We start from the raw sequence: 15,988 nt of genomic DNA on the forward strand, positions 1-15,988 counted from the left end.
AGATGAAGCTTGATCAAGCCTATTCAGGCAACGTGTTTATTTGCAGTTCCGAAGATTATGAGGGAGCTAAAGCTGTAATTTATGGCATGCCTATGGATTACACGGTAAGTTTCCGCCCAGGTTCTCGTTTTGGCCCGGCACATATTCGTCAGGCTTCGGTTGGGCTGGAGGAGTATAGTCCTTATCTCGATAAAAGCATTGTAGATATGAATTATTATGATGCAGGAGATTTACTACTTCCTTTTGGTAATGCAAGCCGCAGTCTCGATGTGATTCGTGAATATGTGGAAGGTTTGCTTGCGGATGATAAAATTCCAGTTGGCCTAGGCGGAGAACATCTTGTGACTTGGCCGGTCATTGAAGCAACATATAAAAAATATCCTGATCTAGCGATCATTCATATTGATGCTCATGCTGATCTTCGTGATCAGTATGAAGGGGAGCCGCTCTCTCACTCTACTCCAATTCGTAAAGCTGCTGAGCTTATGGGTGGAAAGAATATCTATCAATTTGGTATCCGCTCTGGTTCAAGAGAAGAGTTCCAGTATGCACGTGAGCATATTAACTTCCATCCGTTTGATGTGGCCGAGCCGCTTAAGAAAGAACTTCCTACTATGGGTAATCGACCTGTCTATGTCACCATTGATATTGATGTGCTTGATCCTTCTGCAGCACCGGGAACGGGTACAGCGGAAGCAGGCGGAATTACTTCTAAAGAACTGTTGGAAGCTATTCATGCGATTGCTGGCTCAAATGTAAATGTGGTAGGTTTTGACGTGGTAGAAGTCGCTCCAATCTATGATCCTACACAGCAGACTCCGATTGTGGCAGCGAAGCTCCTTCGTGAGATGTTGCTTGGATTTGTGAAGTAAACTTTCTGCTTTCAAATCTTAATTAATTACGAAGATCAGAGATCTCCGTAAAGAATACACCCTTTAAACCTTCTGATTTTTGATTAGTCAGGGATTTAAGGGGTGTTTTTATGCGTGCCGGGTACAAATTTCTTGTTTCTACCGAAAATCAGGTTCTTTTTGTAGCTACAGGCAGGATTTAAATTTGAACAATATCGGTAAACTATATAGAATATATAAAAGATGAATGAAGAAAGTACGCCTATGAATAGATGGGAGAAGAAAAAGATGTCAGTATGGAGTCCTGTCAAACTCCAAATTCACAGTGTCTTTGATGGTGAGAAAGTAAATCAGCAGGTTGTGGGTGAAGCTTTACGGAAAGGCAATGCCTTATATATACGGTATGTGGAAGAAGAACAGCTGCCTGGAAGTAAACCTATTCGTAACACGGTGAAGATAACAGATCATAGTGTAAAGCTGATTCGGCACGGCGGTGTAGAATCAGAGCAAACATTTGAACAGGGGAAAAGGCTGCCCGGTTTTTATCGTTCACCTTTTAGTTCCTTTGCTTTATCTACCGATACGAAAGAGCTGTCCTTATCCTTGTCGAATTTATCGGGGAAGATTTCGTTCAGCTATGATTTATATGTATTTGAGGAACAATCAGGACAATTGTCTATTAGTATAGAATTTCAGGAGGATCAATAAAATCATGACACGCAATCCACTCGATCTAATTAATGAGCAGGTAACTAAAGGAATTGAAGAAGCCATAATTTCTGCAGGGCTGGTTACCTCAGAAGAAATGCCGAATATTGTACTCGAAGTACCAAAAGATAAGAACCATGGAGATCTCGCAACAAATGCAGCGATGCAGCTCACTCGTATTGCTAAGAAAAACCCTCGTATGATCGCTGAACAAATCATTGAACATCTGAATCTTTCTGATGCAGGGATTGAATCAGCAGAAATCGCGGGACCCGGATTCATTAACTTTCGTTTAACGAAAAGTTACTTGTATCCTATCGTTGAACTTGTTCAAGAACAAGGCGACGACTATGGCCGGGTAAATCTGGGCGAAGGACGTAAAGTGCAAGTTGAGTTTGTTAGTGCGAATCCAACAGGAAGCCTTCACTTAGGCCATGCTCGCGGTGCAGCGGTAGGGGATGCGCTTTGTAATATGCTAGACTTTGCAGGTTATGAAGTGACTCGTGAATACTATATTAATGATGCCGGTAACCAAGTATTTAACCTAAGCAAGTCTATTGAAGCCCGGTATCTTCAAGAGCTCGGTCAAGAAGTTGAGATGCCAGAAGACGGATACCATGGCGCTGATATTCGCGGTTTTGCTAAAGAGTTAATTGCGGAGAAAGGTTCTTCTCTCCTTGAAATGAGCCCAAGCGATCGTGCAGCATTTTTCAGAGACTATGGTCTAGAAAAAGAACTGGATAAAATCAAACGTGATCTAGGCCGATTCCGGGTATCCTTCGATAATTGGTTCAGTGAGACTTCACTTTATGATAACGGTGCAGTACTTAATGCGCTCGATGAACTGCGCGAAAGAAATGAAATTTTTGAAGAAGAAGGAGCAACTTGGCTCGAAACTACGAAATATGGCGATGATAAAAACCGGGTGCTTATTAAGAATGATGGTACCTATACTTATCTGACTCCAGACATTGCTTACCACCGTGATAAATATGCTCGCGGATATGATACCATGATTAATATTTGGGGTGCCGATCACCATGGTTATATCCCAAGAATGAAAGCGGCAATGGAAGCACTCGGTAATGATCCGGATAAATTGATCGTATTGATTGCTCAAATGGTCAGCTTGTTCCAAGATGGCGAGAAAGTGAAAATGTCTAAGCGTACAGGTAAAGCAGTAACGATGGAAGATCTGATGGATGAAGTAGGAGTAGATGCAATTCGCTACTTCTTTACAATGCGCAGCATGGATTCTCATCTTGATTTTGATATGGATTTGGCCATTTCCACTTCCAATGAGAACCCGGTATTTTATGTTCAATATGCACATGCTCGTGTATGCAGCGTATATCGTCAGGCAGAAGAGCAAGGAATAACGGTTTATCCCGTGCGTGATGTTGATCTATCCAAGCTGACCTCCGAACATGAATACAACTTGCTTCGCAAGCTTGGTGAGTTCCCTGAAGAAATTGCAACTGCAGCAAAAGGACATGCGCCGCACCGTATCGTTCGTTATGTATATGAACTGGCCTCTATGTTCCACAGTTATTACAAAGCTGAACGAGTAATTACAGATGATGCTGAACAAACACAAGCTCGTCTTGCTCTGCTCGGTGCAGTACGGATCGTAATTAAGAATGCATTGAAGCTAGTAGGCGTAAGCGCTCCGGAAAAAATGTAACAACGTTTATGTACCTCTGCTGAAAATAGATAAAACCCTCCTTTGAACAGGAGGGTTTTTTGTTGTTTTAAGTTCCTATGAAATGATCATTAGCTCGTTGCCATTAAACTGTTTTATGAAATTTATAATTTCATACCTTCCCGAAGAAGGCGCAGTGCATGTAATTCTCCGCCTTGTTCAGCCCCTCTTGTGGCCTTACGGGAACGCAAAGGGGTTGCCGTTTTCCTAATTAGGTTCTTAATTTCATCAGGAGATAACCCGGGTTTCTCTGCCATAAGTAAGGCGATTGCCCCGCTCACATGCGAAGTAGCCATCGATGTTCCGCTCATTTCATGATATCTTCCCTGTACCCAGCAGGAGTTTATATTTTTCCCTGGTGCATAGATATCTACATGCGGACCTCGGTTGCTAAAATCAGCGATTTGCCGATTCTCATCTGATGCCCCTACTGAAATGGTTTGAGCATATCTTGCTGGATAATCAATGCTTCTTCGTTTGCCATCATTTCCTGAAGATGCAACGATAACAATACCTTGTTTGGTAGCTCTGTTAACGACATCTAGGAGCGCTTTGCTCTTCGTTCTCATACCAAAGCTCATATTAATGATATCTACTCGGTTCCGGACGCACCAATCAATCCCTAGAATGATATCTGATACATAGGCAGAGCCTTGATTGTCAAAAGCCTTAACCGGATAAATAACGGATCTCGGCGCCACACCTATAATTCCTTCCATGCTGTTCGCTGCTGCGATCGTTCCTGCAATATGAGTGCCATGACCGTTATCATCAAGCGGGAGCATATTCCGATTCAGCAAGTTAATTCCTCTAGCTAATGAATGTCTAAGATCAGGATGCTGATAATCAGCTCCAGTATCAATAACGGCAATTTTAATTTTGTGTCCCGTTGACGTAGACCATGCCTTAGGAGCTCGGATTTGTTTTACTCCCCAAGGGACACCGAGACTGCTTTCTGGTTTTGGAATTCGAGCAGAAGCGGAGTGGACCTTGATTTTAGTGTCCTGTTCAATAATAACTTCGTTGTGAGAGTGAATGAGTCTTGCGGAGGAGGGGAGAGGGACAATGAGCGCTTTTATTAAATGCGAGGCACGTATATACTGGAGCTTGCTGAGGGAAGATTTCATTTTGCGTAACTGATCTAGGCAGTCCCAGTATTGGTGTGGTTTCATAAAGCGGATAATTTGATGTCTTCCGGCTGGGCGGGAGGTGTGCTCAATTTCATTATGGATCATTTTTAAAAATGTGGAATAGTCCATTTTGGGAAGTCCCCCTCTGGATGCCATGCTTGAGGTATACTATGAGGAAGACATCTGAACTGCATGGGAAACTTGCCTGTTTTTTTTAATAAATAGGCCCTTTGGTTCGTGTCAAAACGGAAGTATACTCATACTATACATGGAGAGCTTTATAGCTCTTGCGGGGACCCGTAGAAGAGTATTTCTTCAGGGCGGATACAGTCAGAAGGCGGGGGAGGGACCTCCGTCTTTTTTAACTTAAGATTCGCTTTCAAAGAAGCGAAATTATTTTTGCAAGATATCTCCTTACATAAAACTTGCATTTTAGTGCTAAATAGGTTTTACTTATGTTTGTTAATGGATATGTTAGATATAGATCCAAGTTAGTGAAACGAAAAAAGTCAGTGAATTATGTGTGAGAGGAAGTGTCCGCAAGTGAGTACCTCACTCAAATTAAAATTAGATCCAGAGCAAATTCGTGAGATGCCGTTAGTTGACTTGGCATTTATGGTACTGAAAGCAGTCAATACACCGATGTACTACCGTGATCTTATGCAAGAGGTAGCTAAACAACGTGGTTTGAATGATGCAGAATCTAATGATGTCATCGCTCAGCTATATACCGAAATCAATATTGATGGTCGTTTTGCCTATGTAGGCACTAATCTTTGGGGTTTGAAGCGTTGGTACCCAATAGATAAGTCCGAGGACGGTGTGACAGGTACGAAACGTCCAAGAATCATCAATGACGACGATGATGATGATGAGGAATATGTTGAAGAAGAAGATACACTAGACACATTTGCAAGTGAAAAAGAAGATTTCGACAGTCCAGATGAAGACGAAGACGAAGATGAAGATCTCTTTGATGACGACTCTGATGAGGAAGAAGAAATTATCGGTGATGAAGAGCTTGATGAAGAGGACGACCTGGAAGAAGACGATGATGACTCTTCAGAAGATGAAGACGATTTAAATTAGTCCCAAACCTAGTCTTATAAAGTCTGTGAACATCCTTGACAAAAGATCATGCAAACGAGTAAACTATTGCATGGGCTTATGATTGAACGACAATAATTACACTTGTTTTTATATAAAAAAGTGCCCCGTTTTTTCGGGTGTGCTTTTTTGTTTTTTATAGGGGAAGTTGATAGGTAAGAAAATGGACCGCCTTGAACGTGTGAGGCGGGATGTTTTTTTGCAAGCAATTTTTGCATGTTCCCTTTTTTACGATGATAACCTGAAAAATGGGTTAGGATAACATCATAATGTCGCCTGATTTTAACGGACTTTTAATAGGAGGGTATTAGTAGTGACAACAAAGTATATTTTCGTGACGGGCGGGGTTGTTTCTTCCCTGGGTAAAGGGATTACGGCTGCATCTCTTGGGAGATTGCTCAAGAACAGAGGTCTTAAAGTAACCATTCAAAAATTTGATCCATACATCAACGTGGACCCAGGAACAATGAGTCCTTATCAGCATGGTGAAGTGTTTGTTACAGATGATGGTGCGGAGACAGACCTTGACCTTGGACACTATGAGCGTTTTATTGATATTAATCTGTCCAAGAACAGCAATGTGACGACAGGTAAGGTATACTCGTCTGTTATTAGTAAAGAACGCCGCGGAGAATATCTGGGTGGTACGGTACAAGTTATTCCTCATATTACGAACGAAATTAAGGAACGTGTTTTACGTGCAGGTCGTGAAGCGGGATCGGATGTTGTTATTACTGAAATTGGCGGAACTGTAGGCGATATCGAGAGTCTGCCGTATCTCGAAGCCATTCGTCAACTTAAAGGTGATGTAGGCCGCGACAATGTAATGTATATTCATGTTACGTTAATTCCTTATATTAAAGCAGCTGGCGAAATCAAAACAAAACCGACACAGCACAGTGTAAAAGAACTGCGCAGCATCGGTATTCAGCCTAATGTTATCGTCTGCCGTACGGAGCAAGAACTATCTGCAGATGTAAAGGCTAAGCTGGCTCTTTTCTGTGATATTGATCCTCACGCTGTGGTGGAATGCCGCGATGCAAGCACTCTATATGATGTTCCTTTGATTTTACGTGAAGAGGGTCTTGATGAGATCGTAGTAAACCATTTGAAGCTGACGACTCCGTTGCCAGACATGAGCGAGTGGGAAAATCTCGTTAGCCAAATTAAAAAGTTGGAAAGAACTGTAGAGATTGCGATTGTTGGTAAGTATGTTGCCCTTCATGATGCCTATCTCAGTGTTGTTGAGTCTCTTTCCCACGCAGGATTTGCTGCAAATTCAGATGTGAAACTTCGCTGGGTTAATGCAGAAGAAATTACAGATGAGAACGTAGATGAGCTTCTACACGGCATCGGCGGTATCTTGGTACCAGGCGGTTTTGGTGATCGCGGTATCGAGGGTAAAGTATCTGCCATCCGTTATGCTCGCGAGAATAAAATTCCATTCTTCGGTATTTGCCTTGGAATGCAAGTGTCTGTAATTGAATATTCACGTTCCGTAGTGGGACTTACCGATGCAAACAGCTCTGAAATTAACCCTTCTACAGAGTTCCCTGTAATCGATCTTCTTCCTGAACAGAAGGATATTGAAGATATGGGTGGTACGATGCGACTTGGACTATACCCTTGTAAGTTGCAAGAAGGTTCTCTTGCAGCAGCATGTTACCAAGATGAACTGGTATACGAAAGACATCGTCACCGGTACGAGTTCAACAATCAATATCGTGAAATGATTGAGAATGCGGGTCTTGTTATTTCTGGTACTTCGCCAGATGGCCGTCTCGTAGAAATTGTGGAACTGCCAGAACATCCTTGGTTCTTGTCTGTTCAATTCCATCCGGAATTCATTTCACGTCCAAACCGTCCGCACCCTCTTTTCCGTGAATTTGTAAAAGCATCTCTTACTCATTCAGAGAACTTGTAAAGATCGGAACAAAGTCCCAGATTGGGCTTTGATTAATATAGATACAAAAGACCCCGTCCAGGGGTCTTTTTTGTTTGAGTAAGAGAAGCAGGATTTACCGGAGAAAGGTAGAATCTTTAAATAAATAACCTAATGGTCATTTAGGTAAGAATGATGAGCGGGTAGAATCGAGAGATAAGATCGCAGGAGGTTTAGATGAATAATAAAAAGGTGCTCATTGTCGATGATCAAAATGGAATTCGAATTTTGCTCATGGAGGTATTTAACAGTGAAGGGTATACAACTTATCAAGCAGCCAATGGTAAGGTCGCTCTTGAGATCGTTGAGAAGCACACACCTGATCTTGTCCTGTTAGATATGAAAATCCCTGGAATGGATGGTTTGGAGATCCTTAAACATATTAAGGAAATGAACCCTTCCATAAAAGTGATTATGATGACGGCATATGGAGAACTAGATATGATTAAAGAAGCAACAGAGCTTGGTGCACTAATGCATTTTACGAAGCCTTTTGATATTGATGAGATGCGGGTTGCGGTAAATATGCAGCTCAGCGGGGTAAACACATAGTAAGGAAGGTGTATGAAGTTCTGTCTTCCTGGGCAGGATTTTTTGTAGTGAGTTTTTTCCTGTGGAAAAGAGCACAGCTATTTTTATTACCTATGTTTAGTATTTGACATGGGATGTGGTATAATAAGTCTCGTATGTGAAGTCGGCTTTAAACCATAGACAAACAATCATTTTAGGAGGATTTAAACCATGCCATTAGTATCTATGACAGACATGTTGAACAAAGCACTTGAAGGTAAATATGCAGTTGGTCAATTTAACATCAATAACCTTGAGTGGACTCAAGCAATCTTGGGTGCAGCTGAACAAGAAAAATCTCCAGTAATTCTTGGTGTTTCTGAAGGTGCAGCTCGTCACATGGGCGGTTTCTATACCGTTGTAAAAATGGTGGAAGGTCTTATGCACGATATGAAAATCTCCGTGCCTGTAGCTATTCACCTGGACCATGGTTCCAGCTTTGATAAATGTAAAGAAGCGATTGACGCTGGTTTCACTTCCGTTATGATCGACGGATCTCACCATCCAATCGACGAGAACGTTCAAATCACAAAACAAGTGGTTGACTACGCTCATTCCAAAGGCGTTTCTGTTGAAGCAGAAGTTGGTATCGTTGGTGGACAAGAGGATGATGTTGTTGGTGAAGTAATGTACGCGAAACTTGACGATTGCCTTCGCATCGTTAACGAAACAGGTATCGATACACTTGCTCCAGCTCTTGGTTCTGTACACGGTCCTTACAAAGGTGAACCAAACCTTGGATTTAAAGAGATGGAAGAGATCTGCAACGCAGTTCACACTCCACTTGTTCTTCATGGTGGTACAGGTATTCCTGAGCACGACATCAAAAAAGCGATCTCTTTGGGTACATCCAAAATCAATGTAAACACAGAGAACCAAATCGCATTCGCTAAAGTTGTTCGCGAAGTTCTTGCTGCAAAACCAGATGCTTACGATCCACGTACGTTCATCCAACCAGGACGTGAAGCAATCAAAGAAACAGTTATTGGAAAAATCCGTGAGTTTGGTTCCAACAACAAAGCATAAGATTGCTCTTTAATTAATAAATATAGATATTAATGGAAACACACCGCTTAGTCGGTGTGTTTCCATTTTTAATACAATTTTTAATTCGTGATTAGGATATGTTATACTAACTTTGCCAATTAGAACTATTTTTTTCGGCTAGAAGTGATTTCTAGGGGGACCCTTTACCTTATGGAAAAATTAATGATTAGTGGTGGACGTCCACTCCAAGGTACCGTTACAATCAGCGGTGCTAAAAACAGTGCGATTGCACTGATTCCGGCAGCGATTTTAGCCGAATCAGAAGTTATACTTGATAATTTACCTTTACTCAGTGATGTTGCCGTTTATTCCGAAATTCTTGAAGAACTTGGTGCAAATGTGTCATGGGAAGGCAACCAGATGAGAATTGATCCTACACACATTATCTCGCTGCCGATGCCTAATGGTCCCGTTAAAAAACTTCGTGCTTCCTACTATATGATGGGAGCGATGCTTGGTCGTTTTAAGGAAGCGGTTATTGGACTTCCTGGAGGATGTAACTTTGAGCCACGGCCAATTGACCAACATATCAAGGGGTTTGAAGCTCTGGGCGCTACAGTTACTAATGAGCATGGAGCTATTCATCTTCATGCCAAGGAATTAAAAGGCGCTAAGATCTATTTGGACGTTGTTAGTGTAGGGGCAACTATTAATATTATGCTTGCGGCCACTCGTGCCAAAGGCTCTACAATTATCGAAAATGCGGCCAAAGAGCCTGAGATTATAGATGTAGCAACACTTTTGAACTCTATGGGTGCTTCGATTAAGGGAGCAGGTACAGAGACGATCCGAATTGAAGGCAAGTCGGAACTTCGGGGCTGCCGTCATTCTATTATCCCTGACCGTATTCAAGCTGGAACTTATATGATCGCGGCAGCAGCGACACGTGGAAATGTTCTTATTGACAATGTCATTCCTAAACATCTGGAAGCTTTAACAGCCAAGCTGATTGAGATGGGTGTTGGGATTGAGGAACTAGATGAGAGCATTCGAGTTATTGGAAAAGAAAAATATGAGAGCATTGATGTTAAGGCGCTTGTTTATCCAGGCTTCGCAACGGACTTGCAATCACCAATGACGAGTCTGCTGACGCAGGCAGAGGGAGTCAGCGTGCTGAGCGACTTTGTATATAGCAACCGCTTCAAACATGTTCCTGAACTCGCCCGAATGGGTGCGAAGATTCGAGTTGAGGGGCGCTCTGCCATAATAGAAGGACACCCGCTTAATGCAGCGAAAGTAAAAGCAACAGATTTACGTGCCGGTGCTGCGTTAGTTATTGCTGGACTGACTGTGAGTGAAGGAATAACAGAAGTGACCGGGGTAGAGTTTATTGATCGGGGTTATGATCATCTAGTTACCAACTTGAGAGAGCTTGGTGCTGACGTTTGGCGACAGAATGACTAAGAAATGATTCTTGTTTTCATAAGGGGTATAAAACTTGTGTAAGAAGTAGATCTTCGGTTGAATATCCCTTGTGAAAATGGGTAAACCTATTTTATAGATTTGTTTATTACAGTGTATGAAAGCGCGGAACATATCATTTGCAATATACAGGGTATTTTCCGTACAATGGAGAGGAAGAGCATCTGAATGCAATTCATGAGCTTATAATACAAGGCTGCACTGTCAGCTGTTCTCCTTACAACGAACGGACTTAATAATTGAATAGGTGGTTATTTTATGGATCTACAAATTTCTGATCTGGAGGTAATGAAGCTAACTGATTTGTACAAGTTAGCAAAGAAGTACCAGATCCCTTATTATGGGCAGCTCAAGAAGAAGGAACTCGTTTTCGCTATTCTTCGTGCACAAGCAGAACAAAGCGGACTTATGTTTATGGAAGGTGTTCTAGAAATTCTGCCTGAAGGTTATGGTTTCCTTCGCCCGATCAACTATTTGCCAAGTAAAGAAGATATTTATATTTCTGCTTCACAAATTCGTAAGTTTGATTTAAGGACAGGAGATCTTGTATCAGGTAAATGTCGAACTCCTAAAGAAAATGAGCGATATTTTGGGCTATTGCAAGTCAACGCTGTTAATGGTCAAAGTCCTGATCTTGCCGCAGAAAGACTCCATTTTCCAGCCTTAACTCCTCTATATCCACAGAAAAAGCTAACGCTTGAAACATCCCCGACGAATTTATCTACCCGAATTATGGATGTGCTTGCTCCCGTAGGATTGGGACAGCGCGGTCTTATCGTTGCTCCACCCAAAGCGGGTAAAACGCTTCTTCTGAAAGAGATCGCAAACAGTATTTCAACCAACAATCCGGAAATCGAATTATTTGTATTACTGATTGATGAACGTCCTGAAGAAGTAACGGATATGCAGCGCTCTGTAAAAGGGGAAGTAGTAGCATCTACATTTGATGAACTGCCGGAAAATCATATTAAAGTAGCTGAACTTGTACTTGAGCGTGCTTTACGTTTAGTAGAAGCTAAAAAGGATGTCGTCATTCTTTTAGATAGTATCACCCGCCTTGCGCGTGCATACAACCTGGTCATTCCTCCTTCTGGACGAACACTCAGCGGCGGTATTGACCCCGCAGCATTCCATCGTCCTAAACGGTTCTTCGGTTCGGCTCGTAACGTAGAAGAGGGTGGAAGTTTAACGATTTTGGCTACCGCTCTGATTGATACAGGCTCCCGGATGGATGATATTATTTATGAAGAGTTTAAGGGTACGGGCAATATGGAGCTTCACTTGGACCGCAAACTTGCGGAACGCCGTATTTTCCCAGCCATTGATATTCGTCGTTCTGGTACACGCCGTGAAGAAGTTCTCCTTAGCAAAGAAGAACTCGATGCAATCTGGGCTGTACGTAAAAATATGAACGAGAGCCATGACTTTGTGGAAGGTTTCCTCAAAAAGCTGCGTAATACCAAGACCAATACAGAATTCCTGGCTTCACTGGATACAGCAGGTCAGAATACGAATACAGGAAGCAGTGCACCACGCCGATCAAACCGTACAACAACAGCTTCTGCGACAACGTAAATTTGGGAAAAAGTATTGCATTTGTAAAATGTACATGCTATAATTTACTTTGTGTTCTTAATAACTCTGGATCCGCATGAGGTTCAGGGCAAGAAGAGGTGAAAGTCATGAATGAAGCGATTCAACCAAAATATCACGTAACTACTGCAACTTGCGCTTGTGGTAACACATTTGAAACGGGTTCTGTTAAAGAATCTTTGCGTGTAGAGGTATGCTCCGCATGTCACCCGTTCTTCACTGGTAAACAGAAATTCCTGGATGCTGGTGGTCGTGTTGATAGATTTAAGAAAAAATACGGTATGTAATTTTGATATGAGGCTTGCGTTTATACGCTGGCCTCATTTTTGTTTTCGGCAGAGAAGTAAATACTGGAACAGTCCATATTTGGTTGCAATTTTGCTTTTTTTGCGATATAATTGTTTTCACCGTGCTAGATGGGGAGGTAGCGGTGCCCTGTAACTCGCAATCCGCTGTAGCGAGGTTGAATTCCTGTTAGAGGTTTTGTCGATGTGAGGTTTGGTCTCTGCATGCAATGTTGACGGCTGGGTCCTCCGCAATGAGTACTTGTGAACTTGGTCAGGTCCGGAAGGAAGCAGCCATAAGCAAGACCACTCTTGTGCCGGAGGGGTGCCTAACCCGAGTTGTTATGCAGGGGTGCCGCTTGGATCGCAATTATCGATAACAGGTGCACGGTTCTATTTTTATAAAAAGCATTGAAGAAATGTGTTATATAGAGAAAAACGGACATCTTTGCATATATTTGCAAGGATTTTTTTGTTTTATAGGGTTCAAAAGGAAAGGCTAATTTATACGCGGCTGCTTTTTAAAGTTTTGATTGAGCAGGGAATATAGTATAATGAAGCCACGACAAAAGGTCACGAGACATGTGGAAAGAGGGTAAAGCACAGTGGAACATATTGCGTTGTACCGTGCTTGGCGGCCTCAGTCGTTTCAAGACATGGTTGGACAACAGCATATTATTCAGACCTTACAGAATGCCATTCGTGAACAGCGGATTTCTCATGCGTATTTATTCAGTGGTCCACGAGGAACAGGGAAGACAAGTGCGGCCAAAATTTTGGCCAAAGCTGTTAACTGTGAACGTGGCCCAAGCACTGAGCCGTGCAATGAATGTGAAGCGTGCCTTCGAATTACATCTGGAGCAGTAATGGATGTTCAAGAGATTGACGCGGCCTCTAACCGAGGGGTTGAAGAAATTCGTGATCTTCGCGAAAAAGTAAAGTATGCTCCAACAGAGGTACGTCATAAAGTGTACATTATTGATGAGGTACACATGCTGACGACAGAAGCATTTAATGCACTTCTTAAAACGCTTGAAGAACCGCCGCCGCACGTGATGTTTATTTTAGCAACAACAGAGCCTCACAGACTTCCTGCAACGATTATCTCTCGCTGTCAGCGGTTTGATTTTCGCCGAGTTTCGCTGGAGGAACAGACAGAGCGACTTGCTTTAATCTGTAAAGAAGAGGAGATTACTGCCGAGGAAGAGGCACTTCAGTATATTGCTCGTCTTTCGGACGGGGGTATGCGGGATGCGCTGAGTATTCTTGACCAAGTATCTTCTTTTACAGGAGGACAAGTGACTTACCGTCAAACGCTGGATATGACCGGCGGCTTGCCAGCAGAGCAGTTTAGTAAGCTAGCTCATTTTCTTCTAAAGGGAGAAGTGGGTGAGGTGCTGCAGACGGTAGAGCAGTTTATGCAAGAAGGAAAAAGCGCGGATAAGAGTATGGAGAATCTTCTTTATTATTTCCGAGATCTTCTCCTGATCAAAATGGTTCCGAATGCGGAACATATGACGGATCGTCTGCTTGACCCTTCCTCTTTTAAAGGTATGGCAGAGGCATTTTCGAGGGAACAACTTTTTTATATTATTGATACACTGAATCGTTATCAGAGCGAAATGAAATATGCGGCACAGCCGCAGACGTTGTTTGAAGTAGCGCTTCTAAAATTGTGTAGTCTTCCTAAGGGTGCAGGTGAGTCTGCTTCTGAGGCAGGAGGGGGCACTGCAGTAAGTTCTTCTGAGTTAACTGCAATGAAACGACAAATTGCAGAACTTGAGCAGAAACTTGAGAAAGCATTAAAGAATGGCGGTGTAGCGACTGCGAACCAAAATTCAGCAGCTCCGGCTAGGTCTAACCGTCCTTCTGCTCCGAGATCCTCAGGGGTAGCCAAAATACCGCCTCATATGGATCAATATATTGCTGAGAAGGATAGTGCAGAATTCACTGATATCAGCAAAAAGTGGAGTCAAATCCTCCAGCGTGTGAAAGAGGAAAAAGTGACAGTCCACGCCTGGTTTGTGGATGGAGAACCTGTATCTGTTCTAAATGATGCTGTTCTTGTTGCTTTTAAGAATAACATTCACCGTGAAACAACAGAGAAACCAGCAAATAAACAAGTGATTGAGAGTGTTCTTGAGCAGGTGGTTGGAAGACCGCTTCGGCTTGTTACGATGCTGCAAAAAGACTGGCTCGCCGCGATTGAAGGTTCCTCTGATCCGAAAAAGGAAGAAGAGTTCACGCTTGAAATGGAACAGGTGGATGGAAAAAAGGAGCCTTGGATTGACGAGGCGCTTGAGCTTTTTGGTGAGAAATTGGTTATCATTAAAGAATGAAACTTTAAATCAAATAAAACTCAATTAGGAGATGATGAACGATGAATAACATGAACCAAATGATGAAGCAAGTGAAGAAGATGCAAGAGCAAATGCTGAAAGCTCAAGAAGAGCTTGGAACAAAAACAGTAGTGGGTACCTCTGGTGGCGGTGTAGTCACTGCAGAAGTTAACGGTCATAAAAAACTGACTTCCATCACAATTAAACCAGAAGCTGTAGATCCAGAAGACGTAGAAATGCTGCAAGATCTAGTTATGGCTGCAGTAAATGATGCAATGACTAAAGCTGATGAGTTGGCTAACCAAGATATGGGTAAATTCACAAACGGCATGAAAATCCCTGGCTTGTTCTAAATTGAATTGATCTAGAAGGAGAATGTAATTTTGTATTATCCTGAACCGATCGCGAAACTTATAGATGCGTTTACTCGTCTGCCTGGCATTGGCCCCAAAACGGCGGCACGCCTAGCTTTTCATGTGCTGAAGATGAGCGAAGACGATGTAATTGATTTTGCTAAGGCACTGGTAAGTGTGAAGAGAAATCTTCATTACTGTTCGGTATGCTGTAACATTACAGATACAGATCCTTGCCGAATATGCCAAGATAAATCCCGCGACCCTTCTGTCATTTGTGTAGTTCAGGACTCGAAAGACCTTGTGGCTATGGAACGGACAAAAGAATTCGATGGTTACTATCATGTACTTCAAGGAGCCATCTCTCCTATGGAAGGAATCGGTCCCGACGATATCAAACTTAAAGAACTGCTTATGAGACTAAGTGATGAGCGGGTCAAAGAATTGATACTTGCAACCAATCCTAATATTGAAGGAGAGGCTACAGCGATGTATATCTCAAGGCTGGTTAAGCCTTTTGAAATTGTGGTGAGCCGGATTGCTCACGGACTTCCTGTGGGCGGCGATTTGGAGTATGCAGATGAAGTGACTTTGTCGAAGGCGCTTGAAGGACGGCGCCAGTTGCATTAGTGTACCGTGAACTTAATATGATGAATTATAAAAAAGCTCCCCAATGGGGAGCTTTTTTGGTTCTAAGGTGATCTCTCCTGCGATATGAATGGAATAACGTTAGCTTTTTACATAATTGCTTTGTTGAGAAGGACGAGCATTCATGGATCAGTCACTGTGTATCTGTTTCATTTCAATGTTTCTTGCTTCAAGAATGATATAAGGACAAGAGCGGGAGGGGTCATTATGGTTAGTTGGATAAAGTCTATGAGATTTAAAAGCGGGAACTTGTTAAATGAAAGGGTAGAGATACAAAAGGAGATTTTCGAAG

Annotated in this window: 15 protein-coding genes and 1 other RNA gene (1 of these 16 only partly in view); 15 read left to right on the forward strand and 1 reads right to left on the reverse strand. The window is 42.4% G+C overall.

Annotated elements, in window-relative coordinates; genetic code table 11:
• Positions 1-2: 2 nt before the first annotated feature.
• The 3 genes from speB to argS all read left to right on the forward strand — a co-directional run bounded on the left by speB (position 3) and on the right by argS (position 3,243).
• A complete protein-coding gene (speB, locus tag QPK24_RS00565) occupies positions 3-872 on the forward strand; it encodes an agmatinase (RefSeq protein ID WP_285745365.1) in 870 nt (289 codons plus the stop codon).
• 267 nt (positions 873-1,139) lie between these two features.
• Positions 1,140-1,559, forward strand: a complete 420-nt coding sequence (locus QPK24_RS00570) for a YwiB family protein (RefSeq protein WP_285745367.1) — start codon at positions 1,140-1,142, stop codon at positions 1,557-1,559.
• A 4-nt stretch (positions 1,560-1,563) separates the two neighbouring features.
• Positions 1,564-3,243 (forward strand): arginine--tRNA ligase, encoded by a 1,680-nt coding sequence (gene argS / locus QPK24_RS00575; RefSeq protein WP_285745369.1) that lies wholly within the window; start codon positions 1,564-1,566, stop codon positions 3,241-3,243.
• 122 nt (positions 3,244-3,365) lie between these two features.
• On the opposite strand, the gene QPK24_RS00580 is transcribed toward argS, so the two are convergent.
• Positions 3,366-4,520 carry a S8 family peptidase gene (locus QPK24_RS00580; RefSeq protein ID WP_285745371.1) on the reverse strand — a complete coding sequence of 385 codons (1,155 nt, stop codon included), beginning with the start codon at positions 4,518-4,520 and terminating at the stop codon, positions 3,366-3,368.
• Positions 4,521-4,934: 414 nt separating this feature from the next.
• On the opposite strand from QPK24_RS00580, the gene rpoE reads away from it, so the two are divergent.
• The 12 genes from rpoE to QPK24_RS00640 form a co-directional block, all read left to right on the forward strand.
• The gene (gene rpoE / locus QPK24_RS00585; protein WP_285748988.1) at positions 4,935-5,480 is read left to right on the forward strand and encodes a DNA-directed RNA polymerase subunit delta; all 546 of its coding nucleotides are present in this window, start codon (positions 4,935-4,937) and stop codon (positions 5,478-5,480) included.
• A gap of 331 nt (positions 5,481-5,811) precedes the next feature.
• A complete protein-coding gene (locus tag QPK24_RS00590) occupies positions 5,812-7,422 on the forward strand; it encodes a CTP synthase (protein ID WP_285745373.1) in 1,611 nt (536 codons plus the stop codon).
• Between the two features lie 195 nt (positions 7,423-7,617).
• Positions 7,618-7,992, forward strand: coding sequence for a response regulator (locus QPK24_RS00595; RefSeq protein WP_160034335.1), 375 nt, complete (start codon positions 7,618-7,620; stop codon positions 7,990-7,992).
• A 189-nt stretch (positions 7,993-8,181) separates the two neighbouring features.
• Positions 8,182-9,036 (forward strand): class II fructose-1,6-bisphosphate aldolase, encoded by an 855-nt coding sequence (gene fba / locus QPK24_RS00600; protein WP_285745376.1) that lies wholly within the window; start codon positions 8,182-8,184, stop codon positions 9,034-9,036.
• Between the two features lie 171 nt (positions 9,037-9,207).
• Complete coding sequence (locus QPK24_RS00605) at positions 9,208-10,461, forward strand: UDP-N-acetylglucosamine 1-carboxyvinyltransferase (RefSeq protein WP_285745378.1); 1,254 nt, start codon at positions 9,208-9,210, stop codon at positions 10,459-10,461.
• A 276-nt stretch (positions 10,462-10,737) separates the two neighbouring features.
• Entirely contained in the window at positions 10,738-12,054 is a 1,317-nt protein-coding gene (gene rho, locus QPK24_RS00610; protein WP_285745380.1) for a transcription termination factor Rho, read from the forward strand.
• A 107-nt stretch (positions 12,055-12,161) separates the two neighbouring features.
• The gene (gene rpmE, locus QPK24_RS00615) at positions 12,162-12,359 is read left to right on the forward strand and encodes a 50S ribosomal protein L31 (protein ID WP_076315723.1); all 198 of its coding nucleotides are present in this window, start codon (positions 12,162-12,164) and stop codon (positions 12,357-12,359) included.
• Between the two features lie 120 nt (positions 12,360-12,479).
• Positions 12,480-12,747, forward strand: an RNA gene (gene ffs, locus QPK24_RS00620) — signal recognition particle sRNA large type.
• A 214-nt stretch (positions 12,748-12,961) separates the two neighbouring features.
• The gene (dnaX, locus tag QPK24_RS00625; RefSeq protein WP_285745384.1) at positions 12,962-14,695 is read left to right on the forward strand and encodes a DNA polymerase III subunit gamma/tau; all 1,734 of its coding nucleotides are present in this window, start codon (positions 12,962-12,964) and stop codon (positions 14,693-14,695) included.
• 41 nt (positions 14,696-14,736) lie between these two features.
• Positions 14,737-15,048 (forward strand): YbaB/EbfC family nucleoid-associated protein, encoded by a 312-nt coding sequence (locus QPK24_RS00630; protein ID WP_160034347.1) that lies wholly within the window; start codon positions 14,737-14,739, stop codon positions 15,046-15,048.
• 30 nt (positions 15,049-15,078) lie between these two features.
• Positions 15,079-15,678, forward strand: coding sequence for a recombination mediator RecR (recR, locus tag QPK24_RS00635; protein WP_285745386.1), 600 nt, complete (start codon positions 15,079-15,081; stop codon positions 15,676-15,678).
• 225 nt (positions 15,679-15,903) lie between these two features.
• A protein-coding gene (locus tag QPK24_RS00640; RefSeq protein WP_285745388.1) for a DUF2508 family protein crosses the window boundary here: on the forward strand, positions 15,904-15,988 show its start. The gene runs 227 nt beyond the window's last position; the window shows 85 of its 312 coding nt (coding positions 1-85); its start codon is at positions 15,904-15,906; its stop codon lies off the right edge, out of view.

Origin of the sequence: Paenibacillus polygoni, from assembly GCF_030263935.1 — a bacterium.
In the GTDB taxonomy this organism is placed as follows: Bacteria; Bacillota; Bacilli; order Paenibacillales; family Paenibacillaceae; genus Paenibacillus; species Paenibacillus polygoni.

What these genes read in the sequence shown, in the direction of transcription:
- QPK24_RS00580 (WP_285745371.1), bottom strand. Translation starts at nt 4,520, where the DNA reads ATGGACTATTCCACATTTTTAAAAATGATCCATAATGAAATTGAGCAC.
- QPK24_RS00605 (WP_285745378.1), top strand. Translation starts at nt 9,208, where the DNA reads ATGGAAAAATTAATGATTAGTGGTGGACGTCCACTCCAAGGTACCGTT.
- QPK24_RS00630 (WP_160034347.1), top strand. Translation starts at nt 14,737, where the DNA reads ATGAATAACATGAACCAAATGATGAAGCAAGTGAAGAAGATGCAAGAG.
- argS (WP_285745369.1), top strand. Translation starts at nt 1,564, where the DNA reads ATGACACGCAATCCACTCGATCTAATTAATGAGCAGGTAACTAAAGGA.
- rpmE (WP_076315723.1), top strand. Translation starts at nt 12,162, where the DNA reads ATGAATGAAGCGATTCAACCAAAATATCACGTAACTACTGCAACTTGC.
- speB (WP_285745365.1), top strand. Translation starts at nt 3, where the DNA reads ATGAAGCTTGATCAAGCCTATTCAGGCAACGTGTTTATTTGCAGTTCC.
- QPK24_RS00595 (WP_160034335.1), top strand. Translation starts at nt 7,618, where the DNA reads ATGAATAATAAAAAGGTGCTCATTGTCGATGATCAAAATGGAATTCGA.
- fba (WP_285745376.1), top strand. Translation starts at nt 8,182, where the DNA reads ATGCCATTAGTATCTATGACAGACATGTTGAACAAAGCACTTGAAGGT.
- rho (WP_285745380.1), top strand. Translation starts at nt 10,738, where the DNA reads ATGGATCTACAAATTTCTGATCTGGAGGTAATGAAGCTAACTGATTTG.
- QPK24_RS00570 (WP_285745367.1), top strand. Translation starts at nt 1,140, where the DNA reads ATGTCAGTATGGAGTCCTGTCAAACTCCAAATTCACAGTGTCTTTGAT.